We start from the raw sequence: 23,811 nt of genomic DNA on the forward strand, positions 1-23,811 counted from the left end.
GACTTTTGGGCAACGCCCAAAAGCCGGAACGTTGGGCGCCCTCTTTTGCTTACTTTTCTGGGCGACAGAAAAGTAAGTGCCCCGCCGGGGGCAGTCCCGGCCACTGAGTCATCAAGTTGGTGGTGGGGGTGATGAAACCACCCCGACGGACTCTCGATCCGGACAAAAGTCCTACGGGCACTTGCCACGGAGGAGATCCCAACATACAGTTCATTCAGTAATTACTGAAATAACAGACATGACTGAACTCACTCAACGCTTCGTGATGCACTTTGGCGAGATGGGCTCGCGCTGGGGCATCAACCGCACGGTCGGCCAGATGTACGCCTACCTGGTCGCCAGCCCCACGGCCTGCTGCGCAGAAGAGATCGCCGACGCCTTACAGGTGTCACGCTCCAACGTCAGCATGGGGCTCAAGGAGCTCGACAGTTGGCAGTTGCTCAAGCGCAGCCACGTGCCGGGTGATCGTCGGGAGTTCTACAGCGCCCACGGCGATGCCTGGGAAATCTTCAAACGCCTGGCCGAGCAGCGAATCGCGCGCGAAATTGCCCCGACCCTGAGCATGCTGCGCGAAGCGCTGCTGGAACCGGCCAAGGAGCAGGATGTGTACCTGTGGCGGCGCATGCGCGACATGCATGATCTGATCGAGCGGCTCACCGGCTGGTTTGCCGACGTGCAGCGACTGGAGCGCGGCACGCTGGAGCGCCTGCTGTCGCTGGGCAGCGGCGTGGTCAAGCTGCTGGAACACACAGGCCGCTTCGCAACGGCACCGGCCAAACCGCGCATCGAACCCTCGCTGGGCGGCAAAAAGGTCTTGGAGGCCGACGATGGACATTGAAGCCCTGCTGCTGGCGCGCATCCAGTTCGCCGCCAACATCACCTTTCACATCCTGTTTCCGAGCATCACCATCGCGCTGGGGTGGCTGCTGCTGTTCTTCAAGCTGCGCCACAACAAAACCGGCGATGCGCGCTGGAAGCGGCTGTATGGGTTCTGGGTGAAGGTGTTCGCGCTGTCGTTCGCGATGGGCGTCGTCAGCGGCATCGTCATGAGCTTCCAGTTCGGCACCAACTGGCCGGGCTTCATGGAAAAGGTCGGCAACATTGCCGGGCCGCTGCTGGCCTACGAGGTGCTGACCGCATTCTTCATGGAAGCGACCTTCCTCGGCATCATGCTTTACGGTCAGGGGCGGGTGTCGAACCGCATTCACACGCTGGCCACGCTGCTGGTGTGCATCGGCACCTCGCTGTCGGCGTTCTGGATCATCGCGCTCAACTCGTGGATGCACACGCCCGCCGGCTTCGAGATGCGCGAAGGCGTTGCCCATGCGGTCGATTGGTGGGCCATCGTCTTCAATCCGTCGATGCCCTACCGCATGGTGCACATGCTGCTGGCCTCGGGCCTGACGGTTGCCTTTCTGGTGGCGGGGCTGTCGGCCTTCCGCCTGCTAAGCGGTGCGCAAACCGACGACGCGAGACTGGGACTGAAGGTTGGCGTCACCCTGGCGGCGCTGCTGATTCCGCTACAAATCGTCGTCGGCGACCTGCATGGGCTCAACACGCTCAAGCATCAGCCGGCCAAAGTCGCGGCGATGGAAGGCTTGTGGGAGACCACCGAGGGCGCGCCGCTGTTGCTGTTCGCCCTTCCCAACCAGACCGAACGTCGCAATCATTTCGAACTGGCCGTGCCCAACCTTGCATCGCTGATTCTCACCCACGATCTGCACGGCGAGGTGAAAGGGCTGAACGATTTCGAAGGGGCGCACCCACGCGTGGCGCCGGTGTTCTGGAGCTTTCGCGTGATGGTCGGCATGGGCCTGCTGATGCTGACCGCAAGCTGGCTGTCGGCGGCGCTCGTGTGGCGGCGCGGTGAGCTGCCGCGCCTGCTGCTGCGCGGGCTGGTGGGCATGAGCCTGTCGGGGTGGGTGGCCATCGTCGCGGGCTGGTACACCACTGAAATGGGACGCCAGCCCTGGCTGGTGCAAGGGGTGCTGCGCACCGCCGAGGCGGCTGCGCCCAACGTCGGCGAGGGCTTGATCTGGACCTCGCTCGCGGTCTATCTGGCGCTGTACGCCACGCTGACGGTGGCCTACGTGCTGGTGTTGTTCCACATGGCACACAAGCAGGATGCCGACGGGCCCAAGCCCAGCCCGATGATCCACACGCTCGAGGAGCAGGCGCAATGATTCCCACCGACCTCGTTGGCGGGGCCTTCTGGCTGCCGCTGGCCTTCGTGATGATGATGGGCCTCGCCATGCTGCTTTACGTGGTGCTCGACGGTTACGACCTGGGCGTAGGCATGTTGCTGCCGGGCGCGAAGTCAGAGGCCGAGCGCGACACCATGATTTCGGCCATCGGCCCGTTCTGGGACGCCAACGAAACCTGGCTGGTGCTGGGCGTGGGCATTCTGCTGGTGGCCTTTCCGCTGGCGCACGGCGTCATCCTCACCAACCTGTATTTACCGGTCACCTTCATGCTGGCCGGATTGATTCTGCGCGGCGTGGCCTTCGATTTTCGGGTGAAAGCGCGGGTTCGTCACAAGCATCGCTGGGACCGGGCCTTCTTCTGCGGCAGTGCGCTGGCGGCGTTTTCACAGGGGGTGATGCTCGGCCAACTGGTCAGCGGCTTTGACGGCGCGCCAATGGGCTGGCTGTTCTCCGCCGGGATCGGCGTGGGCGTGATGGGCGGCTACTGCCTGCTGGGCGCCGGCTGGCTGGTGCTCAAGACCGAGGGCCGATTGCAGGCTGCGGCCGTGCGCTGGGCACGCGGTGCGCTGGTCCTGAGCGCCTTCGGCATTGCAGCCGTGTCGGTGGCAACACCGTTCATGAGCGAATCGATCTTCGACAAGTGGTTCTCGGTGGAGACCCTCTTTGCACTGCTGCCGATCCCGCTGATGAGTGCGGCGGTCGTGGCGCTGCTGTTCGTCTTTCTGACCCGGTTGGGTCAGGACACCGTCGGCGGCAACACGCGCGGTATCGAGCGCTGGGCGTGGGCGCCGTTTGCCGGCGCGGTGGCGCTGTTCGTACTCGCGTTCATGGGGCTGGCCTACAGCCTGTTTCCGTACTTGGTGCTCGACCGCATCACCGTCTGGGAGGCCGCCAGCGCGCCGGAATCGCTGGCGATCATGTTCTGGGGCGCGATCATCGTCGTGCCCACCATCCTCGCCTACACGGTGTTTCTCTATCGGGTGTTTGGCGGCAAGGCGCAGCCGCTGCGTTACGACGGCTGAGATTCACCATCAGCACCACGTGTCGCACCGGTGTTTTGTTATGATGTAACATTGTTACCTTGTAACATCCAAATCCCGGAGTGACCCGATGAACCGTTCCCTGATTGGCCGCGCCGCGGTCGCGCTGTCGGCAGCTTTTGTTCTTCATCCCATCGCCGCCATGGCACAGGCTGAACCCGCGCCGCCAGAACCGACCCTGCCAACCCTGATCGTCACCGCCGACCCACTGGGCGACCGCACAGCCGACGAATTGGCACAGCCCACCATCGTGCTGTCGGGTGAGGCGCTGAATCGCAAACGGCGCGCCACGATTGGCGAAATGCTCTCCGACGAACTCGGCGTGTCGAGCAGCGATTCCGGCCCTGGCGTCGGACGGCCGGTGATTCGCGGCCAGTCCGGCGCGCGGGTGCTGGTGCTCGACAACGGTATTCGCAGCATGGACGTGTCGACCATTGGCGCTGATCACGCCAATGGCGTCGACGTGCTCATCGCCGATCAGGTCGAGGTCATCAAGGGGCCCTACGCCCTGATCCACGGCAGCGGCGCCTCGGGTGGAGTGGTCAACATCCGCAATCGCCGCATCAACCCCGACGCCGACCCCGGTCTGTCGGGCAGCGGCTACTTCAGCTACGGCGACAATGCCGACGAGCGTACCGGCGCGGCCAACCTCGAGCTGGGCACCCGCCACCTCAACCTGCAGGCCGACTATTCGGCACGTCGCACCGGCGACTTCGACATTCCCGGCTTCGCCCAGTTGGACCCGGCCGCAGACGTCATTGACCGCGAAGGCACACTGGAAAACAGCAACCTCAGCGCCGATAACCTCGGCCTGAGCGCCACCACGCACGGTGACGCCGGCTGGTTTGGCGTCGGGTTCTCACGCCTTGAAACCGAGTACGGCATTCCCGGCATGGAAGGCGACCCGGTGACCGGCGAGATCGACGAATTCGAGCGCATCCTCATTGAGCAGGACCGCTTTGAAGCCCGCGGCCAGCTCAACGCGCCGTTGGTCGGCGTCGAGGCGCTGCGGGTCAAATTTGCCCACACCGACTACACGCAGCAGGAGGTCGGCTTTGTCTTCGCCGGCGGCGTGTTCGACGACAGCGAGGTCGAGGCCGATTTCAGCAATAAGGAATACGAAGCGCGGGTCGAGCTGATTCACGCGCCCATCGCCGGGCTCAGCGGTGTGGTCGGCCTGCAGTTCAATGACCGCGATTACGCGGCGCGCGACGACGCCGGTAGCGACCTTTACGTGCCGCCCACCGACACGCGCGGCGGCGCCATTTTTCTCGTCGAAGAAGCCGAGCGGGCCTGGGGCCGTATCGAGTTCGGCGCGCGGCTGGCACAGGTCGAGCTTGATCAGCGCAGCGACGGCATCTCGCGCGACTTCACCCCTATCAGCCTGTCGGCCGGCACCGTCACCGACCTTGATGCGGCGCACCACCTCAAGCTCTACGCCACCCGCACCCAGCGCGCGCCGGTGGCCGAAGAGCTGTTTGCTGACGGCCCGCACGGCGCGGCCGGCACCTTCGAGCGCGGCGACACCGAGCTGAAGGAGGAAACCAACAACACGCTCGACCTGGGCATTGATCGCCACCTGGGCCCGTGGCTGTGGCAAGTCAACGTGTTCTACAACCGTGCGCAGGACTACATCTACCTGGCCACCGACGTCGATGGCAACGGTGATCCGCTGTTCGTCGACGACACCGGCGCGGCACCGGGCGACAACCTGTCGGTGCGCTATGTGCAGGGCGGCGTCGACCTGCTGGGCGGGGAGGCCGAGACCAGCTTCCAGCTCCTCGAAGGCCCGATCAGTCTGCGCAGCCGTGTGTTCGTCGACACCGTGCGCGGCCGGCTGCGCGATGGCGACGGCAACCTGCCGCGCATCACCCCAACCCGTTATGGCGTGGGCATCGACGGCAACCTACAGCAGGTCGGCTATGCGCTGACCCTGACCCAGGTGGGCGACCAGAACAAGACGGCGCGCGGCGAAACGGCCACCGACGGATACACGTTGCTGTCGGCCGATCTCAGCTACACGCTGCGCACCGCCAACGGTCCGATTGAACTGGCGCTGCGGGGGCGCAACCTGCTGGATGAAGAGATTCGCCGCCACACCTCGTTCTTCAAAGATCGGGCGCCGCTGCCGGGCCGGGCGGTGTTCGCCAGCATCCGCTACGACTTTGCGATGTGACGCAAGGCCAACCCCCTGCGTGGGTCCGTCAGGCCACGTTGGGGGGTTGATCGCCGTGCCGCCGCATCGGCGGCCGCGACATGGCTGCTGCCGGTTCGGCCGTCAGCCGCTTATGGACCTGCCGCCACCAGCCCAGCACGCTGGCCCGACTGAGTAACGGCCGCTGCTGCCGTTGCCAGTCCCCGCTGGGCGTCAGTTCCAGCCTGTCGCCCTCGTCGGTTCCAACCCATCGCAATGCGCCGCTGAAAACCAGACTCTGCAAGGCTGCGTCGAGGTCCGTGGCGCGCAGCCGCGTGGCGGGCCAAGCGGCTCTCAGGTCGGCGAGGTCAAGGCGTCCACCGGCGCGGATTCGGTATTGGGAGAACACCCCCAAAACCTCGGTCTCAAGGGTGTCGGATGTGACGATCATGGTCGGCTCCTGGCGGCAATGGCACGTTTCACATTGCAGCCTATGCGCTGCCGATGCGCCGCCATCTGGTGCAGATTCACCAGACGCATGCGCCGCGCGACCAACGGTTGCTGGCGCCGCATGAGCGGCGGCTGCGGCGCCGTCGACGGCTACGCCTGCGCGTGGTAACCGACCACTCGCTCCACTTCTTCACGTGAGCCCATGATCACCGGCACACGCTGGTGCAGCTTTTCAGGCACCAGGTCGAGAATGCGAGCGCGACCGGTGCTGGCGGCGCCTCCGGCCTGCTCAACGATGAAGCTCATCGGATTGGCTTCGTACATCAGTCGCAGCTTGCCGCCCTGCTTCTGCGTCTTGGCGTCAAGCGGGTACATGAACACGCCGCCGCGGGTGATGATGCGGTGCACATCGGCAACCATTGAGGCCACCCAGCGCATGTTGAAATCGTCGCCGCGTGGGCCTTCCTTCCCGGCCAGGCATTCGTCGATGTAGCGCTTGACCGGCGCCTCCCAATGACGGGCATTTGAGGCGTTAATGGAGAACTCCCGCGTTTTCACCGGAATTTTCACATCCCGCTGGGTCAGCACGAAGCTGCCCTGCTCGCGATCCAGCGTGAACACGTGCACGCCGCGCCCCACCGTCAACACCAACAGGGTTGAGGGGCCATAAACCGTGTACCCGGCGGCGACCTGCTGGGTGCCAGGCTGCAGAAAGGCCTCATCGGTTGACGGATCGGCGTCGTCAGCGGCGCGGAGTACCGAAAAAATGGTGCCGACCGAAATGTTCACGTCGATATTCGACGAGCCGTCGAGCGGGTCGAACAAGAGCAGATAGCCGCCCTGCGGGTACTCGCCGGGAATGCAGCTGGGGTGGTCCATTTCTTCGGAGGCCATGCCGGCCAGATGGCCACCCCATTCGTTGGCCTGCAGCAGGATCTCGTTGGACAGCACGTCGAGCTTTTTCTGCGCCTCCCCCTGGATGTTGCCGGTGCCGGCATCGCCCAGCACCCCCCCCAACGCCCCTTTGCTGACCGCGATGGAGATGCGCTTGCAGGCGCGCGCCACCACCTCCAGCAACAGGCGCAATTCAGCGTTGAGCGTGCCGTGCGCGCGCTGTTCTTCTATCAGGAACTGGGTCAACGAAATCGGGTTGGTGTTCTTCATGTCAGGACTTTTTCAACAGGTCACGAATTTCGGTGAGCAGTGCTTCTTCGGCGCTGGGCGCAGGTGGTGCCGGCGGCGGTGCGGGTGCGGCTGCTTCCTTCGCCTGGAGGCGGGCGTAGAGCTTGATGAACAGGAAGATGGCGAAGGCGACGACGATGAAGTCGACGATGGTCTGAATCAGCTTGCCGTAGCCCAGGGTCACCGCAGGCGCGTCAGCCGTTGCCGCCTTGAGCACAATCGCCATGTCGGCAAAATCAACCCCGCCAATCAGCATCCCGACCACTGGCATCACCACATCGGCCACCAGCGAGGAAACGATCTTGCCGAACGCGGCCCCGATGACCACCGCAACCGCAAGATCAATAACGTTGCCGCGCAGCGCGAACTTCTTGAATTCCGCCAGCATGGGGTGCTCCTGAATGAAAAGATTGGCGGAGTTTACGGGGCTTCGGCCAAGGCTTGCGATAGATCGGAATACCGGGGGGTGAAGCCCAGTTCGTCGCGCATGCGCGTCACGTCCAGCCGCTTGGCGCCCTCGATGAACGACCACTGCGCGGGCGTGAACCGTTCGCGTGCTACGGCATACGACACGGTGGGTGGCCGAGCGATGCAGAAGTGGTCGGCAATGCGAAAAAAGTAGTCCGTCATCGTTGTCGGCTGACCGTCGCCGACGTGATAGATCCGTCCGCCCACGCCGCGCTCGGCGGCGACGATTGCCACCGCCGCGAGGTCGTCCGCATGGATGCGGTTGGACGGTGGCGCCTCGGCGAGGTCAATCACGGGGGTGCCGGCCTTGAGCCGTTCCAGTGGCCAACGCCCCGGTCCGTAGATGCCCGGGATGCGCAGCACAATGGGCTCGATGCCCGCCTCGCGCAGTGCCGTTTCCGCGTCGAGCCGCCGCCGTCCGCGGTCGTGCAGCGGCTCGGCGGGCTCGTCTTCATCGATCCAGCGGCCGCCACAATCGCCATAAACGCCGGTGGTCGAGCCATAGATGACACGGCGCCCCAGCAATTGCGGCAGGTAGCGGCGCACCCTCGTGTCGACCTGCCCCTTGCCGGGCGGCGGCGCGCACCAGAACACGGTGTCGGCAAGGGGCAACGTGGCCAGCGGTTCGGCATCAAGGTCGACGCAATGCGCGTTCACGCCTTCGCCGCGCAGGCGTTCGGCCACCTCGGGGCGACGCACGACGCCGGCCACCGACGCCCCATCGCGGCGTAACCGCCTCGCGATGCGCAGGCCAACATCGCCGCAACCGACGATCAGAAACGCGCCTTTGGATGTGGAGTTGTTCATTGTCGTATTGTCGCGCTCAAAGGCAACAATGCGCTGATTTGCCGGTCTTAGCCGCCATCGTAATCACCCAACCTTATTTGAGTACCGACATGACCGACGCATACGAACCCCCCAAAATCTGGACTTGGTCGCAAGGCAACGGCGGGCAATTCGCCAACATCAACCGCCCGGTCGCCGGCCCCACACACGACAAGGCGCTGCCGGTGGGGAAGCATCCGCTGCAACTGTATTCGCTGGCCACGCCCAACGGCGTGAAGGTGACGGTGATGCTCGAAGAGCTGCTGGCGCTGGGCCACCGCGGCGCCGAGTACGACGCGTGGTTGATCAAGATCAACGAGGGCGAGCAGTTCTCCAGCGGCTACGTGCAGGCCAATCCGAATTCAAAGATTCCGGTGATGGTGGACCATTCCACGCAGCCCTCACCGACGCGGGTTTTCGAGTCTGGCGCCATCTTGCTGTACCTCGCCGAGAAGTTCGGCGCCTTCTTGCCCAAGGACGCGGCACACCGCACCGAGGCACTCAACTGGCTGTTCTGGCAGATGGGCGCGGCGCCTTATCTGGGTGGCGGTTTCGGGCATTTCTATGCCTACGCGCCGAGCAAGATGGAATACCCCATCGACCGCTTCACGATGGAGGTCAAGCGCCAACTCGACGTGCTTGATCGTCATCTGGCCGAGCACGATTACCTCGCCGGCAAGGACTATTCCATTGCGGACATGGCGGTCTGGGCCTGGTACGGCGCACTGGCGCTGGGCAAGATTTACGATGCTGCCGAGTTCTTGCAGGTGCAGGACTACACCCACGTCCAGCGTTGGACGCAGCAGATTGCCGAGCGCCCCGCCGTCAAGCGCGGGCTGATGGTCAACCGCGCCTGGGGCGAACCCTCAGGCCAGTTGCTGGAACGCCATGACGCCAGCGATTTCGAGCTGCGCACCGTGGACAAGCTCAGCGCTCCCAACACGGCGGCAAAACCGACGTGACACGGTTGCGGCAAAAAGCCTTGGGGGTGGCCGTCGCCGCGATGGTCGTTGCCGCTGCTGCACCGGCCAGTGCCGAATCCGAGGCGGTGAATGGCGCAGCGGTGTACGCCGATCACTGCGCGCGCTGCCACACGCCAAACTGGATCAATCGCCTGCGAGGCGCGCCGCGCGCAGGCAGTGATTTCTGGACCGCACGAGCGGAGACCGATGGCATCGACGCCCTGGTCGCCCGCACCCTGCGCGGACAAGACCGCATGCCGGCACAGCGGGTCAGCGAGGCCCAGGCCCGGGCGGCCGTCAATTATCTGATTGAGACGGCCGGCACCGACTAGGGCCTGTTAACGCGCTTGGGCTCGCTGCGGCCGAGTCAGATCTGGCCCTGGGCAAGGCGGGAGAAGCGTGGTGCGGGGACGATCACCTTGGCGAAAAACCCGGCAACGCAGCGATATCGAAAGGGTCAAAAGGCCCTAGAACGCGTCGTCCGGGACGCGCACGACACCTTCCATCAAGACCCGCGCGCTGCGGCTCATGATGGCCTTCTTCACCACCCACTGACCGCCTTTTTGCGTGGCTTCGGCGCCAACGCGCAAAGTGCCGGAGGGGTGGCCGAAGCGCACCGCCGTGCGCGCACCGCCGCCGGCCGCCAGATTCACCAGCGTGCCGGGAATCGCCGCTGCCGTGCCGATCGCCACCGCGCAGGTGCCCATCATCGCGTGGTGTAACTTGCCCATCGACAGCGCGCGCACGTTGAGATCGATGTCACTTGCGGCGATCTGCTTGCCGCTGGACGCCACGTAGTCCTGCGGCGGCGCGACGAAGGCGATCTTCGGCGTGTGCTGACGCTTGGCGGCGTCTTCCGGCGTCTTGATCAGGCCCATGCGCAGCGCACCGGCCACGCGGATCGTCTCGAATTTGGCCAGCAGTTCCGGACGGCTGTTGATGGCCTCGCGCAACTCGGTGCCGGTGAAGCCAATCTCGGCGGCATTGACGAACACGGTCGGGATGCCGGCGCTGATCATCGTCGCCTTGATGGTGCCCAGGCCCGGCACCTCGAGATCGTCGACGAGATTGCCGGTGGGGAACATCGCGCCGCCGTCATCGCCGTCGTCCGACGGGTCCATGAACTCCAGCACGATCTCGGCGGCCGGAAAGGTCACGCCGTCGAGTTCAAAGTCGCCAGTCTCTTGCACCTGGCCGTTGGCGACCGGCACGTGGGCGATGATGGTTTTCCTGATGTTGGCCTGCCAGATGCGCACCACGCAGGTGCCGTCCTGCGGCACGCGCGACGGGTCCATCAACCCGGCGTGGATCGCGAACGCGCCGGCGGCGGTGGACAGGTTTCCACAGTTGCCGGACCAGTCGACGAAAGCCTTGTCGATGGAAACCTGCCCGTACAGGTAATCCACGTCGTGACCCGGCTGCGTGCTCTTGGACAGCATCACGCACTTGCTGGTGGACGAGGTGGCGCCGCCCATGCCGTCGATGTGCGCGGCATACGGGTCGGGGCTGCCGATCACGCGCATCAGCAATCGGTCGCGCGCCTCGCCCGGCACCTGACAGCGTTCGGGCAGGTCGGTGAGCTTGAAGAACACGCCCTTGGACGTGCCGCCGCGCATGTAGGTGGCGGGGATCTTAATTTGGGGCATTTGTGTCATGAAACCTTGTCCTTTGATGTGAGCGCTACTACCATGTTCGATAAGTGGATCGGGGGTGCCCGGTCGGCGTTTGCGCCTCGGTGAGTTCACCGGGGCCTTTCGCTTTCTGGGGCCTGGAATGTCGTTTCATGGCAGCGGCCTCAATCGGGCAGGCGCTTGAGGCCCAGCCCCTCGTAGTTCTCGCCCACCTGTTGTCTGCCCCCGCCGCAATAAAACTTTCGCCGCAGCACATCGAATGCCCGGTTGGGCTGTTCTGGGCGAAGCACTTGCAGGCCGATGGGCCGCGCCACCAGGTCAGAGAGCTGCAGACCGGCGGAGTTGATGCGCTTGTCGGCAAACTTCACCCTGAAGGGCAGCTCGCGGCCGAGAAGATTCGCCCCGTCGCAGATGCGGCGAAACTCCAGCTCGAGATCGCGATCTTCCTTCTTGCCACGACACTCCACGACGACGTGCGTCACCCGCTCGGACTGGCCCTTTTCGTCGAGGAAGCCATAGAGCCGCTCGAGACCGTAGCGCAGTGCGTAGTGATAGGGGTTATCGGCATCGTCTCCACCTCGGGCGCGCAGTTTGTGCTTGTCGATGACGCAGGCGATGAGGATGAAGTTGCTCTGATCAATCAGGTCTGTGAGCTCGCTCAAAAAAGCTTCTCGCTCCGCGCCACTGCGAAACAGGTTGAAGTCGCCCCGCTCCTTGCGAATGTCGTGCTCGTGCAGCACCACAATGTCGTGGCCGAAGTGCTTGAACTTGAACTTCTGCAGCGCCGACACGACCGTGTCGCTGTAGTAGCGCTTGTGAAAGATGCAGAAGGCCAGCACAAACACGGGGTAGTTCTCGTCGATGTGGGTCAGGCTGTGATCACCCGACTCATCGACGTAAACAATGTAATCACTGAACGACACCCGGTTACCTCACCTGTACCTGGCCGTTCATCAGCAGGGGGAGCAGCCAGTCGCGGAGCTTTATCAACTCCAGGGTCTGTTGATTCAAGCCAAGCTGCTGGTCAAACATAGGCAGCACTATCTGTTCGAGCCTTTGAATCAACGGCAGCGGAGGAGTAACCACGAAGCTCTGCCGAAGATGATCCAAAGTGATGTGGCCCATCGTGGTCTTTCGCTTCTCGGCCATCATTTTGAAATGGTCGAGATAGTTCAAAAGCTCGAAGTAGAAGAAGCTCCGTGGATATTTCTTGGATGTCACCTTGAAAATATGTTGGTTGAGAGCACCACGACCGCAGCTCCAGATTTGGACGGCGAGCGTTGCGGACCAAGAAAACAAAACGTCGCCATCCTCAACGATCACTTTGCTCGGGATAGAAGGACTCGCACGTTCCGTGTCCGGCGAGAAGCCGTCGCTCATCTCCTTGATTTTGATTACGGGTAAGTAGTCGTCGCCTTGCGGCCGATATTTCTGCATCGCCAGCCCATTGGTGTACTGGGCGATGCTCCATAACGACCCAAACTCCCACCCCGCCGGAATCTCGCGTTTGAGGGTGGGGTTGTATGCCATCTTGCCGCCGCTGGTTTTAAAGGGGCGGCCGTTTGCGTCGGGGAAGTCGAACTGCACAAACCAGTAGTCGTAGATTGTCTTCGCCAACGATTCCAGCTCGGCGTTGATGCGGTTGTTGAGGTCAATCTTGGCGTCGAGGGCGGAGAGGACGGCGCTGATTTTCGTTTGATCGCTGGATGAATGAGTGCCAACCGGAAGACTGGTTAGCAAGGGCATGGTCAAGAATTTCGTTTGAGACCCTTGAGCCTGTTCTTTGAGTGACCGCAACGCCAACTTCAATGCATAGAACACATAGTCCAACTCAAAGCCGGGCTTTGCCGACAGAACATAAGTTCTCTGGTACGCATTGAATTTTCCGATATACCTTTGAACATGAAAATTGCCCTGGGCATTGTTGCCCGCAACAAGAACTGCAGATTGATCAAAAGCGAAATGATCAATTCTTGAAGGTTCAGATGAACAGGTGAAGAAAGGGTATCTACCGCCCAAATTAGCTTCATTTGCGTCAAGCTTGCCGGTACGGATTTCACACGCCTCTTCGAGGGTATAGGGACTAGACAAGATGCAATTCTCCAAGCGAACCTTGGACTTTCTTCTCCAACTCATGGGACTGCTTGAACATCGCTGCAAGGCGCTCTTTGTGGCCACCGACCTTCGCCGCGAACTCCTCCGGCGTGAGGTCCAAGTACTCAATCTTCACATCGAAATACTGGCCCGCACTCAGCGAGTAGTTTTTGGCCTTGATCGCCTCGTGGCCGACCACCACGGAGAAATCCTCCACCGCCTCACGGGCGTTGAAGGTGGTGACGATGCGCTGTTCTTCCTCGCCACTCAGCAGGGTTTTCTGGTTCTTGCCTTCCTTGACCTTGGTGCCGAGGCCGGAGGCGTCAATCAGCACCACGCTGTCGCGGCTGGCTTTATCAATGAACAGAATCGAAACATTGGTGCCGGTGGTGGCGAAGATGTTGCTGGGCATAGACACCACGCCCGCAATCCATTTTTCGTCCACCAGTTTCTGGCGGATGGTTTTCTCGATGCCGTTGGCGGCGGTGATGAAGCCGGTGGGCACCACCACGGCAGCCTTTCCGCCCTCTTTCAATGAATGAATGATGTGTTGGATGAACAAGAGGTAGATGGCCATCTTGTCCTTGGCCTTGGTGGGCACCTTGGGAATGCCCGCAAAAAAGCGCCACATGTTGGCGTCGCTGTCGAGGTCGTCGCGGAAATCCGAGAAGTCCATCTTGAACGGCGGGTTGGAGACGATGTAATCGAACTTCTGCAGCTTGCTGGGTGCGTGGGCGTCCTTGTGAAAGGGATGCAGAATGGTGTTGCCCTGCACGATGTTGGGGATGCTGTGCACCAGCTTGTTGAGCACGAGGTTGAGGCGAAGCAGGCTGGAAGATTTTTGCGAGACATCCTGCGCCCAAATGCTGCATCGATCTTCGCCAATGGCGTGGGCAACCGCCATGAGCAGTGACCCTGACCCGGAGGCCGGGTCGTAGCAGGTAACGTTCTGCACGGTGCCGCGCTGAGCCTGCGGCACAAGAATTTCGGCCATGACGGTGGCGACGGCGTGCGGGGTGTAGTACTCGGCGTACTTGCCGCCGTTGTCCTTGTTGTAGTCCTTGATGAGGTACTCGAACAGGGCGGCGTAGAAGTCGTACTTTTGGCTGAACAGATGCTCGAAGCTAAAGGCGGCCAGCTTGTTCATCATGGCGCGGCAGAAGGCGTCGCGCTTGTCGGCACCGCTGGTGACGTATTCACTCAGGCGGTCAAACAGCGGCACCTTTTCGCCGTCCTCGGTACGCACGGCGAATATGTCGTGGTTGGCGGCGGCGATCTCGATCAATTTGTCGTCGAACAGGCGGGCGAAGCCGGGTTCACTCTGACGGTTGAAGAGGCTGGGGATGAGTTGCTCCGGCTGCAGGCGTGGCACGTCTGGGCCGAGTTGGAGCTCCAGCAGATCTCGCTCACTCTCGGGTAGTTTGTGCCAAGCGGCGATCCAGTCTTCAGACTCGGCCAGATTCGACTCCAGCCGCTTCATCTCCCAGGCGAATTTGTCGCAGAGCAGCTTGTATAAAAAGACCTGGACGATAATTTTGTATTCGTTGCCGTCATTGCCAAGGCCATGGTGGGCGCAAACAGATTTGAGGCCGTCGATCAGGTCACGCGATTGTTGCTGGTAGCTGGGTTGGGTCATTTTGATGTGTGTCAGAAAGCCAAACGGCCCTGGGATTCGTTGAGGTATTCGCGCACCAGCAGCTGATTGATGAGTTTGCAGGTGTCCGCATCTGGCCCTGGCGGCCGGGCGCCTCGAAAACTGCGGAACACCATGGGCATGAGCTGCCGCTCGAAATAGTCGGGGTTGCCCAGAAGCTGGCGGTTGCCAAGCAGTGCACGGTCGGCATCCTGCTTGATGCCGGACAGCGCCGTGTGGACTTCGATGGGGTTGCTGCCAAGCCGCCCCGATTCGAGCAGACGCTTGTGGACGCGCATCAGTTTGGCATCGCCACCGTATTTGGCTTGTAGATTGGCGTTGTCGTGATTGAGGCTGCGGGCCTTGCGCTCGATGGCACCCAGCTCGGCAATGTTGGCTTTCATCTCGTCTTGGCCGACTTCGCTCAACTTCTTCTTCTTGAACAGGCGCTCAAGTTCCTCTTTCAGCGCAATCCATTTGGGGTCGGTCGGGTCTTGCGTGCCCCCCAGGGTTTCGCGGGTGCGGCGCAAGGTGTCCTTGAGCTCGTCGGCAAGCTTCAGCTCGGCTTCGCCGATTTTTTCGAATTTGAAAATAACGTCTTCCAGCGCCTGATTGAGCAGGCTGCTGGTGTCGTGAGCTTGTTCCAGTTGCTGCTTGAGGTTCAGTGCCGCCAGTGCGTTCTGCGCCTCAATATGAAGCAAGCGCAGCTTGCTGAAGTCGATCAGGGCCTTCAATTCGTCCTGCCCACTCAAGCGAATCAGGTTGTGCAGCTCTCTGGCGGTGGCCAGCGCCCTGACGATGGCCAGCAGTGTTGGGCGATGCTGGATGTTGCCCACTTGCTCGGAGAACAGTTCGGCGTTGTCGAGTGCGTAATCGAACAGCGCGGTTTTTATTGCATCGATGTCGGCGCGGATTTCGTCTGCGGTTTTGAACAGGTTGCTGTAATGCTGCATCTCGTCGCCGAGTTCGGCGGTGAGCTCGTCGTAGTAGCTTTTATTGGCCTTGTCGAACTCGGCTTGAATATCAGCAAAGTCGACCACGTAGCCGTAGCGGAAGTCTTTGTATCGACGGTTGACGCGGGTTAGCGCCTGCAAAAGATTGTGGTCTTTGATGACGCGCCCGAAGTACAGCTTTTTAAGACGCGGGGCGTCGAAACCGGTGAGCAACATGTTGTAAACGAACAGCAAGTCCGTCTTGCCCTGCTTGTAGGCTTTGACCTGAGCTTCACGGAACGCCTTGTCGCCCTCGTCGTGAAGGATCAATGCGGCCGTCATGGGCGGCTTGTCGTAGGCGGGGTTGGGGTGGGCCACCTTCAATGCTTGAAAATCGGGCTCGTTGGCAGACTCGGCCGCAACGTCCACTTGGGCTTTGGCCATTTGCTCGAACTGCGAGAACAGCTCACGCGCCTGCTCCGCACTATCGCAAATGACCATGCCGCCGATGCTGGTGTCGCCGTGCGCAATCCGCGCTTGATAAAAGTCACGCAGGATGTAATCCAGCATGGCGGCAACAAAGCGGGGGTGGGCGTACAGCGCCCTGCGCTCGATGCCTCCCTGCTGCACCTGAATGCTTTGCAGCGCCTGCTGCAACTGCATGCGGTAGTAGGTGGCGATCTCTTCGCGAATCAGACGCAGGGTGTAGCCGTCGGCGATGGAGGCGTTGTAGTAATACTTGTGGAAGTAGTCACCGAACAGGGCTTTGGAAGCTGCCTGTTCGCCAATCAAGGGGGTGCCAGTAAGTCCGATCTTGATGGCGCTGCGGTCCGACTGCTCCAGGTTGGCGAGAAAGCTGCCCCTGGGGTTGTAGCTGCGATGAACTTCGTCAAGGAAGTACACGCGCTGCATGTTGAGGCTGTAATCCTGCGGGGCGACAACGTCAGGGTCGTCCTTGAATTTCTGAATATTGACGATGGTAATTTCGGGTGCACCACGATCATTGTTGACGACAACGGTTTTCTTGATGTCGCGCGCAAAGTCGTCACGGCTGTCGATGACGTGAACGGTCATGCCGCGCAAGCGGAATTCATCACGGGCCTGTTTGAGAAGATCCAGGCGGTCGACGATGAAATAGAAGCGTGCAACCTGTCCGCGACGCTGGAACCAGTCGGTTAAATAGCCAACGTTGTAGTAGGCAAGCGCCGTCTTCCCGCTGCCTTGCGTGTGCCAAACAATGCCCTTGCGCGCGCCAGTGTCGAGCTTGTCGGCAATGGCCATGGTGGCGAACATCTGCGGATAGCGCATGACGTGCTTCTGAGTGCCGCCCTCGGCATCCAAATAGGCAAACGCATAGCGAAGGATGAATGCGAGACGCTGCCGACTGAACAGCGAGCTGCAAAGCCGATGCGTGGGCGTCTCGGGCGACTTGTTGCGTTCGAGCTCTGGCGTGCCCTTGATGCTGACCAAGTGGGTATCGCCCAGGATCTGATCTTCGGTGTGTGCATCCAAAGGGCCCACAGCGCTGGCGAGGGCGCTCTGCCGTTCCTCCCGAAAATAGTTGAAGTGGGCTTCGCCGTAGGTCGAGGCCGCATAGAACGCGCCTTGGATTGGCTCAAGTGACGCGTCGTCGTACTCCATGTTGTTGGAGAAGACCATAAGCTGGGTCAGGTTGAAGAAGTGCCTGAACTTGGGGTTGGCGTGGCGACGGTCCATCCGACGACGCTCTTCGAGAATTCCCCCGGGGTTCAAGCGCTTTTTGACCTCAATCAGCGCCAGCGGCATGCCGTTGATGAGCAGCGTGATGTCAGGCCGGAAATTGTCTTCGCCACTCTCGAACGGAAGCTCGGTCACCACATGGAAGCTATTGTTGTCGAGGTTCTCGAAGTCAATAAGCCTTGTGCCCGAGCGGGCGATCAGCCGCTTGTGAAACGCTTTGCCAACGTCCTCGTTCTGCAGGTCTATGTGAATCAACTCCAACAGGCGACGGGTATCGGCAACGCCTGTACTGACGTCGGGGTTGATGCGAGTGACCGCCTCGTGGAAGAGGTCGGGGAAAATATTGTTTCGCTTGTCCCAGGTAGCCTCTTTCAACGACAGGTAGCGATATCCGAGTCGGGTGAGATGCAGCAGCGCCGGAATCTTCACCCGGGAGTCTTCGTTGAAGGTGCTCACTTAATGCCCTCTGGCCATCAGGTCAGCGTGCCACATCACGACAAGTTGCCGCCTGGCGCACAGACGGCTGAGGTCTTGATTCGAGGGACGTTGGCCATGTCTTTTGGACCTAGAGAATCGTCAGGTTGTCAGGGGCGCCCCGCCTGGGGCGGTGTTGATCGAGATGCGTTCGTCAAAGGTCACCAGCCGGCCGCCGTGCTTCACCGCCAGGGCATCGGTAACCCGGCCGGGGCCGCTCAGGCGGTGCATGGTGACACGCTAATCGTCGAGCACGCTCAGGTCATCCGGCCAGACCTGGTGGACGCTCTCGGCGGTGAACCGCCGCAAGCATTCGACAACGGTGAGCATCGGCAGCGGTCGTGGGTAAGCGCGCGTGACAGAGAGAATGCGCAGGAAGCCGCTCGGCGTCAGCGGACACGCAGCCCAGCCGGATTTGGCGTTCGCAACAAACCCGCCCAAGGCGATTCGATGCTGGGCGTGACCACCGTCGAGTAGCGCGATGAGGACGTTGACATCCAGCAGTGCTCTCATCAGCTGCCCAACTTGTCCCTCAGTTGATCGATCATCTCGTTGGTGACCACGACACCGCGTGAGGGGAACGGGCGCAGACCATAAAACGATTCCGGCTCGGCGACGGTGCTGTCGGCCGGGCGTGGGGGCTGCCGCATCTTGGCCGGTGAGGCCATTGCGCATCTGGTCGGAGACGATCAGCCCGGCACTTTGCGCTCGCGCCGCGCCAGCTCCTTGGCGGCCGCCAGCAGGTCATCGTCAAGATCACGGGTGGTGCGCATTGTTCGCACCCCGACAAAGATGATGCGTTGATGCAATCACATCACTGCATCATGCTTTGCTGCAGGCTCGGGCCAGCCCGCGCAGTCGGGGTGTGCCCGGAAGGCACGCAACCACCACGCCCAGTCCTCGGGGACCAGCGCGTAAGGATCCTCATGTTCCAGCTCGCGTGCCGCCCAGACCGGCCAGTGCGGATTGGCGAGGGCCGGGCGTCCAATCATCACCAGGTCCAGCATCTCATCGCGAATGATCTGATCGGCCACCTTGGGCAAACCGAGGTTCCAGCTTGCAGTGACCGGGATGCCGACCTCGCGTCGCAGGCGCGCGGCGCGATCCACCATGAAAGCCATTTCACCAAACGGCACGGGGCTCATCTCGTCGGTGTTGAAGCCAATGCTCAGATCGGCCAAATCCAGACCGTGCTCGCGCATCAGCTTGACCGCCTCAATCGACTCGTCGAAGGTGACGCCGCCCGGGTGCAGGTCGTCCGACCCCAAGCGCATGGTGAGTGGAAATCGTTCTGGCCAAACGGCGCGCACCGCGTCGATCGCCTCGAGGTGATAGCGAAGGCGCTTGTGCAGGCTGCCGCCGTATTCGTCGATCCGTTTGTTGGCCAAGGGCGAAAAGAAGCTTGAACCCAGATAACCGTGTGCGAAGTGCAGCTCCATCCACTCAAAGCCAGCGTCCAGGGCACGACGCGCCGCATCGGCGTAGGCGCGGTGTATCGCATGGATCTCTGCTCGCGTCAGTTCGTGAACGGGGTGGTTGCGGTGGCCGCCATAAGGCACATTCGACGGCCCCACCACCGGCCAGCCTTCAGGGTGATCCGGCGGCAGCTGTTCTCCGCCGTGCCACGGCTTTTTCTCGCTGCCCTTGCGTCCGGTGTGGCCAAGCTGGATCGCAGGCACCGCGCCGAACTCTTTGATGATGCGTGTTACCCGCTGCCAGCCAGGAATCTGAGCGTCGTTCCACAGGCCACCACAGCTGGTGCTGGTGCGTCCCTCCGGCACGATCGCGATCTGCTCAGGAAACACTAGGCCAAAACCGCCCGCAGCGCGCGAACCATAGAGCATGACGTGGTAGTCCCCCGCTTGGCCGTCGACAGATCGGTACATCGTCATCGGCGACATCGCAATACGGTTCCGCAAGGTCACGCCCTTGAGGGTGTAGGGACTGAAGAGATGCGGCATCACCAACTCCTTTACGGCGTCATGTTTGAACTACGAAGCAATCAGCGTGCCTGCCATCGGACGAGTCATCCATCACCCGTCTCGCCGTCAGGGCAAGAACACTTCATGCGCCCCGCGCACGATCGCCACCAGGCCTAGCGCCCACAGCGAACAGGCGGCCAAGTCCAGTGGCGTGTAGCGCCAGCGCGGAAAGTCGGTGATCCCGACCATCGCCGGGACCAGGCTGCGGATCGCCGGAATGAAGCGGCCGATGAAAATCGCCCAGGGGCCGTAGCGGCGAACGAGGTTCTCCGTGCGCCGCCATTTGTTGATATGCCGCTGCACCAGTCGCGTTTCTTCGACCTTTGGCCCAAGTGCGCGGCCAACGTAGTAGCCGACATGGTCGCCCAGCGAGGAGCCCACCAGCGCCATGCCGGCCATCAACCAGAGGTTGGCCCAGTCGTTGGCGTAGAACACCGAGCAGACGATCACCAGCATCAGGCTGGGCACGAACAGGCCGACGCCGACGCAGGTTTCCATGAAGGCGAGCAGCGGCACCAGCCATAGCGCCTGATCACGGTGTTCGCTGGCCCAGGCAAGGATGGCTTCGATCATGTCCTCAGGCCTGCGGCGGCCGCGGGAAGAGCACCGGCGTCTTGGCCTTGTAAGTCTCGTAGTCCGGCTGCCCGCCCCAAGTGGCGTCGGCACGCTGCTCCAGCATCGGCACGCCGCTGACCTTCATCAGCAGCCAGGCGACGAACAGCGGCGACAGCCAGCCCAGCCACTGCCAGCCGGCGAAGGTGGGCGTGGCCATCAGGGCGATGCCGGTCCACAGCAGGATTTCACCGAAGTAGTTCGGGTGCCGCGACCAGGCCCAGAGACCGCGGCGGATGAAGCGCCCACGGTTCGCAGGATCGGCGCGGAAGGCCGATTTCTGCCGATCGGCAATCACCTCGATGGCAAAGCCCGCAGCCCAGACCGCCAGCCCCAGGCTGGCCAGCAGGTCCCAGCCCGTCGCCGCCGGGGAGGTGATCGCCAGCAGCGCCGCCAGCAAGGTCATGAACACCCACAGCCCCTGGAAGGTCCAGGCCATGAGAAAGCGCCCCCAGTGCGGCTTGATGTCGTCGAAGCGGCCGTCCTTGCCGCTCTGCTTGACCCGTTTGAACAGAAAACTGCCCAACCGCGCGCACCAGATCAGCACCAGTGCCGCCATCACGCCGCCGCGCAGATCGGGCGCGGTCAGCAGCACGGCCAGGATGATGACGCCGGCATAGGTCAGCGAGCCGGCGAGGTCGTAGTAATGCTCGGTTTGCTTGATGAACGAGGGCACGTACACCAGCCACTGCACCACGAACGCAAACAGCGCGAGCGTCGGCAGCAGGGGAAGGCCGGCCACCGGGGTGGTTCCGGCATCAAGCAGCACGGCAATCGCCAGCGCGAGCAGCGTCACGCCAAGGCAGATGACAAAGGCAACGCTGTTGCGCATGGGCGTCCCGGGGTTCGGTTAAGGGCGGATCAGCCTCTCACGCCGCCTTCGTCTGCGCCAGGAAGTCCTGCGCAAACCGCTGCAACACACCGCCGGCCTGATACACCGAGACCTCTTCGTTGGAATCGAGGCGGCAGGTCATCGGCACCTCGACCCGCTCACCATCCTTGCGGGTGATGACCAGCGTCACGGTGGCGCGCGGCGAAAGCGCGCCTTCAACGTCGTAGGTTTCGGTGCCGTCGATGCCCAGGGTCAGGCGGGTGGTGCCGGGCTGGAACTCCAGCGGCAGCACGCCCATGCCAACGAGGTTGGTGCGGTGGATGCGCTCGAAACCTTCGGCCGCGATGACTTCCACCCCGGCCAGACGCACGCCCTTGGCGGCCCAGTCACGCGAGGAGCCCTGACCGTAGTCGGCGCCCGCAACGATGATCAGCGGCTGCTTGCGCAGCATGTAGGTTTCGATGGCCTCCCACATGCGCACGATGCTGCCGTCCGGTTCGATGCGCGCCAGTGAGCCTTGCTTCACCTTGCCATCGACCACCACCATTTCGTTGATCAGTTTGGGGTTGGCGAAGGTGGCGCGCTGCGCGGTGAGGTGGTCGCCGCGATGGGTGGCGTAGCTGTTGAAGTCCTCTTCCGGCACGCCCATTTTGTGCAGGTACTCGCCCGCTGCGCTGTCCATCATGATGGCGTTGGAGGGCGAGAGGTGGTCGGTGGTGATGTTGTCGGGCAACACCGCGAGGGGTCGCAGGCCTTTCAGACTGGGCTCACCCGCCAGCGCGCCTTCCCAATACGGCGGGCGGCGGATGTAGGTGCTCATCTCGCGCCAGTCGTACAGCGGGCTGATGGTGTCGCCGTTGGCCACCTGCTTGCGGAACATCGGCTCGTACACGGCGCGGAACTGTGTGGGGTTGACTGCCTTGGCGACGACCGCGTCAATCTCGGCGTCCGATGGCCACAGGTCTTTCAAGGTGACCGGCTTGCCGTCAGGGTCGGCACCGAGCACGTCTTTCTCGATGTCGAAACGCACCGTGCCGGCAATCGCGTAGGCGACCACCAGCGGCGGGCTCGCCAGGAAGGCCTGCTTGGCGTAGGGGTGGATACGGCCGTCAAAGTTGCGGTTGCCCGAGAGCACCGCCACCGAGTAAAGGTCACGATCGATGATCTCTTTTTGAATCACCGGATCGAGCGCGCCGCTCATGCCGTTGCAGGTGGTGCAGGCAAAGGCGACGATGCCGAAGCCCAGTGCTTCGAGTTCGCTCAGCAGACCGGCCTCTGTCAGATAGCTTTCGACCACCTTGGAGCCGGGCGCCAGCGAAGACTTCACCCACGGCTTCCGGACCAGCCCTGCGCGGTTGGCATTACGCGCCAGCAGCCCGGCGGCGATGACATTGCGCGGATTGGAGGTGTTGGTGCAGCTGGTGATGGCGGCGATGATCACCGCACCATCCGGCATCTGGCCGTCGGCGGGCGGCGCCCACTGGGCGGCGATGCCGCGCGCGGCCAGATCCGAGGTCGGCAGGCGCTTGTGCGGATTACTCGGGCCCGCCATGTTGCGCACGACGGTGGAGAGGTCGAACTTCAGCACGCGCTCGTACTCGGCGGTCTTCAGCGCGTCGGCCCACAGGCCGCAGTGCCTGGCGTAGGTTTCAACCAACTTCACCTGTTCGTCTTCACGACCGGTGAGGGTCAGGTAGTCCAGCGTGTTCTGGTCGATGAAGAACATCGCCGCCGTCGCGCCGTACTCGGGCGCCATGTTGGAGATGGTGGCGCGGTCGCCCAACGTCAGCGCAGCCGCCCCCTCGCCGTAGAACTCCAGATACGCGCCGACGACCTTGGATTGCCGCAGAAACTCGGTGAGCGCCAGCACCACGTCGGTGGCGGTGATGCCCTCCTTGGGGCGTCCGCTCAGCTCCACCCCGACGATGTCGGGCAGGCGCATCCACGAGGCACGACCCAGCATCACGTTCTCGGCTTCGAGGCCGCCAACCCCAATGGCGATGACGCCGAGGGCATCAACGTGCGGGGTGTGGCTGTCGGTGCCAACGCAGGTGTCGGGGAAGGCGACGCCGTCGGCCGTGTAAATCACCGGGCTCATTCGTTCCAGGTTGATCTGATGCATGATCCCGTTGCCCGGCGGGATGACCTCCATGTTTTCGAAGGCCAGCTTGGTCCAGTTGATGAAGTGGAAGCGGTCATCGTTGCGGCGGTCTTCCACCGCCCGATTCTTGGCAAACGCGTCCTTCTCAAAACCGCCGTGCTCCACCGCCAGCGAGTGATCGACAATCAACTGCACCGGCACCACCGGGTTCACCTTGGCCGGGTCACCGCCCATGTCGGCAATCGCGTCGCGCAAACCGGCCAGGTCCACCAGCGCGGTCTGGCCGAGGATGTCGTGGCACACCACCCGCGCCGGAAACCACGGAAAGTCCAGATCGCGCTTGCGCTCGATCAACTGACCCAACCACGCGGTGACCATGGCCGGATCGCCCTTGCGCACGATGTTCTCGGCATAGACCCGCGAGGTGTACGGCAGCTTGGCCCAGGCACCGGGCTGGATCGCGTCAACGGCCTCGCGGGCGTCGAAGTAGTCCAGCGTGGTGCCGGGGAGGTTTTTGCGGTGGGCTTGGTTCATAA

At 62.5% G+C, this 23,811-nt stretch carries 22 protein-coding genes; 6 read left to right on the top strand and 16 right to left on the bottom strand.

Features of this window, described 5'->3' with window-relative positions; genetic code table 11:
* Positions 1–238 precede the first annotated feature (238 nt).
* From U741_RS0103130 to U741_RS0103145, 4 genes are all read left to right on the top strand, one after another.
* Positions 239–838, top strand: a complete 600-nt coding sequence (locus U741_RS0103130; RefSeq protein WP_052378439.1) for a GbsR/MarR family transcriptional regulator — start codon at positions 239–241, stop codon at positions 836–838.
* On the top strand, positions 834–2,183 hold the full coding sequence (locus U741_RS0103135; RefSeq protein ID WP_084155015.1) for a cytochrome ubiquinol oxidase subunit I: 1,350 nt from the start codon (positions 834–836) through the stop codon (positions 2,181–2,183). Before U741_RS0103130 ends, U741_RS0103135 begins: the two co-directional genes overlap by 5 nt.
* Positions 2,180–3,226 (top strand): cytochrome d ubiquinol oxidase subunit II, encoded by a 1,047-nt coding sequence (locus U741_RS0103140; RefSeq protein ID WP_029889039.1) that lies wholly within the window; start codon positions 2,180–2,182, stop codon positions 3,224–3,226. Before U741_RS0103135 ends, U741_RS0103140 begins: the two co-directional genes overlap by 4 nt.
* Positions 3,227–3,314: 88 nt before the next feature.
* Positions 3,315–5,420: a TonB-dependent receptor gene (locus U741_RS0103145; protein WP_052378440.1), complete on the top strand. Its 2,106-nt coding sequence runs from the start codon at positions 3,315–3,317 to the stop codon at positions 5,418–5,420.
* 28 nt (positions 5,421–5,448) lie between these two features.
* Here the strand turns inward: U741_RS0103145 and U741_RS0103150 are convergent, their stop codons facing one another.
* From U741_RS0103150 to U741_RS0103165, 4 genes are all read right to left on the bottom strand, one after another.
* Entirely contained in the window at positions 5,449–5,829 is a 381-nt protein-coding gene (locus U741_RS0103150) for a hypothetical protein (RefSeq protein ID WP_029889041.1), read from the bottom strand.
* 149 nt (positions 5,830–5,978) lie between these two features.
* Positions 5,979–6,992 (bottom strand): class 1 fructose-bisphosphatase, encoded by a 1,014-nt coding sequence (locus U741_RS0103155; protein WP_029889042.1) that lies wholly within the window; start codon positions 6,990–6,992, stop codon positions 5,979–5,981.
* Between the two features lies 1 nt (position 6,993).
* Positions 6,994–7,398 (bottom strand): large-conductance mechanosensitive channel protein MscL, encoded by a 405-nt coding sequence (mscL, locus tag U741_RS0103160; RefSeq protein WP_029889043.1) that lies wholly within the window; start codon positions 7,396–7,398, stop codon positions 6,994–6,996.
* A gap of 32 nt (positions 7,399–7,430) precedes the next feature.
* Entirely contained in the window at positions 7,431–8,285 is an 855-nt protein-coding gene (locus U741_RS0103165; RefSeq protein ID WP_029889044.1) for an SDR family oxidoreductase, read from the bottom strand.
* Between the two features lie 89 nt (positions 8,286–8,374).
* On the opposite strand from U741_RS0103165, the gene yghU reads away from it, so the two are divergent.
* Positions 8,375–9,265, top strand: a complete 891-nt coding sequence (gene yghU, locus U741_RS0103170; RefSeq protein WP_029889045.1) for a glutathione-dependent disulfide-bond oxidoreductase — start codon at positions 8,375–8,377, stop codon at positions 9,263–9,265.
* On the top strand, positions 9,262–9,597 hold the full coding sequence (locus U741_RS0103175; protein WP_152551473.1) for a c-type cytochrome: 336 nt from the start codon (positions 9,262–9,264) through the stop codon (positions 9,595–9,597). The genes yghU and U741_RS0103175 overlap by 4 nt, the downstream gene beginning before the upstream one ends.
* A gap of 135 nt (positions 9,598–9,732) precedes the next feature.
* Here U741_RS0103175 and prpF read toward each other — a convergent pair whose 3' ends face one another.
* From prpF to acnD, 12 genes are all read right to left on the bottom strand, one after another.
* Entirely contained in the window at positions 9,733–10,920 is a 1,188-nt protein-coding gene (gene prpF / locus U741_RS0103180; protein WP_029889047.1) for a 2-methylaconitate cis-trans isomerase PrpF, read from the bottom strand.
* Positions 10,921–11,060: 140 nt separating this feature from the next.
* Positions 11,061–11,819 (bottom strand): DUF3800 domain-containing protein, encoded by a 759-nt coding sequence (locus U741_RS0103185; protein WP_029889048.1) that lies wholly within the window; start codon positions 11,817–11,819, stop codon positions 11,061–11,063.
* A gap of 4 nt (positions 11,820–11,823) precedes the next feature.
* Positions 11,824–12,987, bottom strand: coding sequence for a restriction endonuclease subunit S (locus U741_RS0103190; RefSeq protein WP_200872663.1), 1,164 nt, complete (start codon positions 12,985–12,987; stop codon positions 11,824–11,826).
* Positions 12,980–14,626, bottom strand: coding sequence for an HsdM family class I SAM-dependent methyltransferase (locus U741_RS0103195; RefSeq protein ID WP_029889050.1), 1,647 nt, complete (start codon positions 14,624–14,626; stop codon positions 12,980–12,982). The genes U741_RS0103190 and U741_RS0103195 overlap by 8 nt, the downstream gene beginning before the upstream one ends.
* Before the next feature lie 11 nt (positions 14,627–14,637).
* Complete coding sequence (locus tag U741_RS0103200) at positions 14,638–17,730, bottom strand: type I restriction endonuclease subunit R (RefSeq protein ID WP_029889051.1); 3,093 nt, start codon at positions 17,728–17,730, stop codon at positions 14,638–14,640.
* 120 nt (positions 17,731–17,850) lie between these two features.
* Positions 17,851–17,979: a hypothetical protein gene (locus tag U741_RS19840; RefSeq protein WP_268844375.1), complete on the bottom strand. Its 129-nt coding sequence runs from the start codon at positions 17,977–17,979 to the stop codon at positions 17,851–17,853.
* Between the two features lie 9 nt (positions 17,980–17,988).
* Positions 17,989–18,261 (bottom strand): PIN domain-containing protein, encoded by a 273-nt coding sequence (locus U741_RS17605; protein WP_052378442.1) that lies wholly within the window; start codon positions 18,259–18,261, stop codon positions 17,989–17,991.
* On the bottom strand, positions 18,261–18,416 hold the full coding sequence (locus U741_RS19400) for a hypothetical protein (protein WP_161776106.1): 156 nt from the start codon (positions 18,414–18,416) through the stop codon (positions 18,261–18,263). Before U741_RS19400 ends, U741_RS17605 begins: the two co-directional genes overlap by 1 nt.
* A 141-nt stretch (positions 18,417–18,557) precedes the next feature.
* Positions 18,558–19,709: an NADH:flavin oxidoreductase/NADH oxidase gene (locus U741_RS0103220; RefSeq protein ID WP_029889052.1), complete on the bottom strand. Its 1,152-nt coding sequence runs from the start codon at positions 19,707–19,709 to the stop codon at positions 18,558–18,560.
* Between the two features lie 87 nt (positions 19,710–19,796).
* Positions 19,797–20,303 (bottom strand): DedA family protein, encoded by a 507-nt coding sequence (locus tag U741_RS0103225; protein ID WP_052378443.1) that lies wholly within the window; start codon positions 20,301–20,303, stop codon positions 19,797–19,799.
* 4 nt (positions 20,304–20,307) lie between these two features.
* A complete protein-coding gene (locus U741_RS0103230; RefSeq protein WP_029889054.1) occupies positions 20,308–21,174 on the bottom strand; it encodes a DUF1295 domain-containing protein in 867 nt (288 codons plus the stop codon).
* Between the two features lie 37 nt (positions 21,175–21,211).
* Entirely contained in the window at positions 21,212–23,809 is a 2,598-nt protein-coding gene (gene acnD / locus U741_RS0103235) for a Fe/S-dependent 2-methylisocitrate dehydratase AcnD (protein WP_029889055.1), read from the bottom strand.
* Between the last annotated feature and the right edge of the window lie 2 nt (positions 23,810–23,811).

Origin of the sequence: Polycyclovorans algicola TG408, from assembly GCF_000711245.1 — a bacterium.
Taxonomy (GTDB): Bacteria; Pseudomonadota; Gammaproteobacteria; order Nevskiales; family Nevskiaceae; genus Polycyclovorans; species Polycyclovorans algicola.

Coding starts and splice junctions, on each gene's coding strand:
- U741_RS0103155 (WP_029889042.1), bottom strand. CDS start 6,992: ATGAAGAACACCAACCCGATTTCGTTGACCCAGTTCCTGATAGAAGAA.
- U741_RS0103145 (WP_052378440.1), top strand. CDS start 3,315: ATGAACCGTTCCCTGATTGGCCGCGCCGCGGTCGCGCTGTCGGCAGCT.
- U741_RS0103140 (WP_029889039.1), top strand. CDS start 2,180: ATGATTCCCACCGACCTCGTTGGCGGGGCCTTCTGGCTGCCGCTGGCC.
- prpF (WP_029889047.1), bottom strand. CDS start 10,920: ATGACACAAATGCCCCAAATTAAGATCCCCGCCACCTACATGCGCGGC.
- U741_RS0103195 (WP_029889050.1), bottom strand. CDS start 14,626: ATGACCCAACCCAGCTACCAGCAACAATCGCGTGACCTGATCGACGGC.
- U741_RS0103130 (WP_052378439.1), top strand. CDS start 239: ATGACTGAACTCACTCAACGCTTCGTGATGCACTTTGGCGAGATGGGC.
- yghU (WP_029889045.1), top strand. CDS start 8,375: ATGACCGACGCATACGAACCCCCCAAAATCTGGACTTGGTCGCAAGGC.
- U741_RS17605 (WP_052378442.1), bottom strand. CDS start 18,261: ATGAGAGCACTGCTGGATGTCAACGTCCTCATCGCGCTACTCGACGGT.
- U741_RS19400 (WP_161776106.1), bottom strand. CDS start 18,416: ATGGCCTCACCGGCCAAGATGCGGCAGCCCCCACGCCCGGCCGACAGC.
- acnD (WP_029889055.1), bottom strand. CDS start 23,809: ATGAACCAAGCCCACCGCAAAAACCTCCCCGGCACCACGCTGGACTAC.
- U741_RS0103225 (WP_052378443.1), bottom strand. CDS start 20,303: ATGATCGAAGCCATCCTTGCCTGGGCCAGCGAACACCGTGATCAGGCG.
- U741_RS0103165 (WP_029889044.1), bottom strand. CDS start 8,285: ATGAACAACTCCACATCCAAAGGCGCGTTTCTGATCGTCGGTTGCGGC.
- mscL (WP_029889043.1), bottom strand. CDS start 7,398: ATGCTGGCGGAATTCAAGAAGTTCGCGCTGCGCGGCAACGTTATTGAT.
- U741_RS0103230 (WP_029889054.1), bottom strand. CDS start 21,174: ATGCGCAACAGCGTTGCCTTTGTCATCTGCCTTGGCGTGACGCTGCTC.
- U741_RS0103220 (WP_029889052.1), bottom strand. CDS start 19,709: ATGCCGCATCTCTTCAGTCCCTACACCCTCAAGGGCGTGACCTTGCGG.
- U741_RS0103150 (WP_029889041.1), bottom strand. CDS start 5,829: ATGATCGTCACATCCGACACCCTTGAGACCGAGGTTTTGGGGGTGTTC.
- U741_RS19840 (WP_268844375.1), bottom strand. CDS start 17,979: ATGCACCGCCTGAGCGGCCCCGGCCGGGTTACCGATGCCCTGGCGGTG.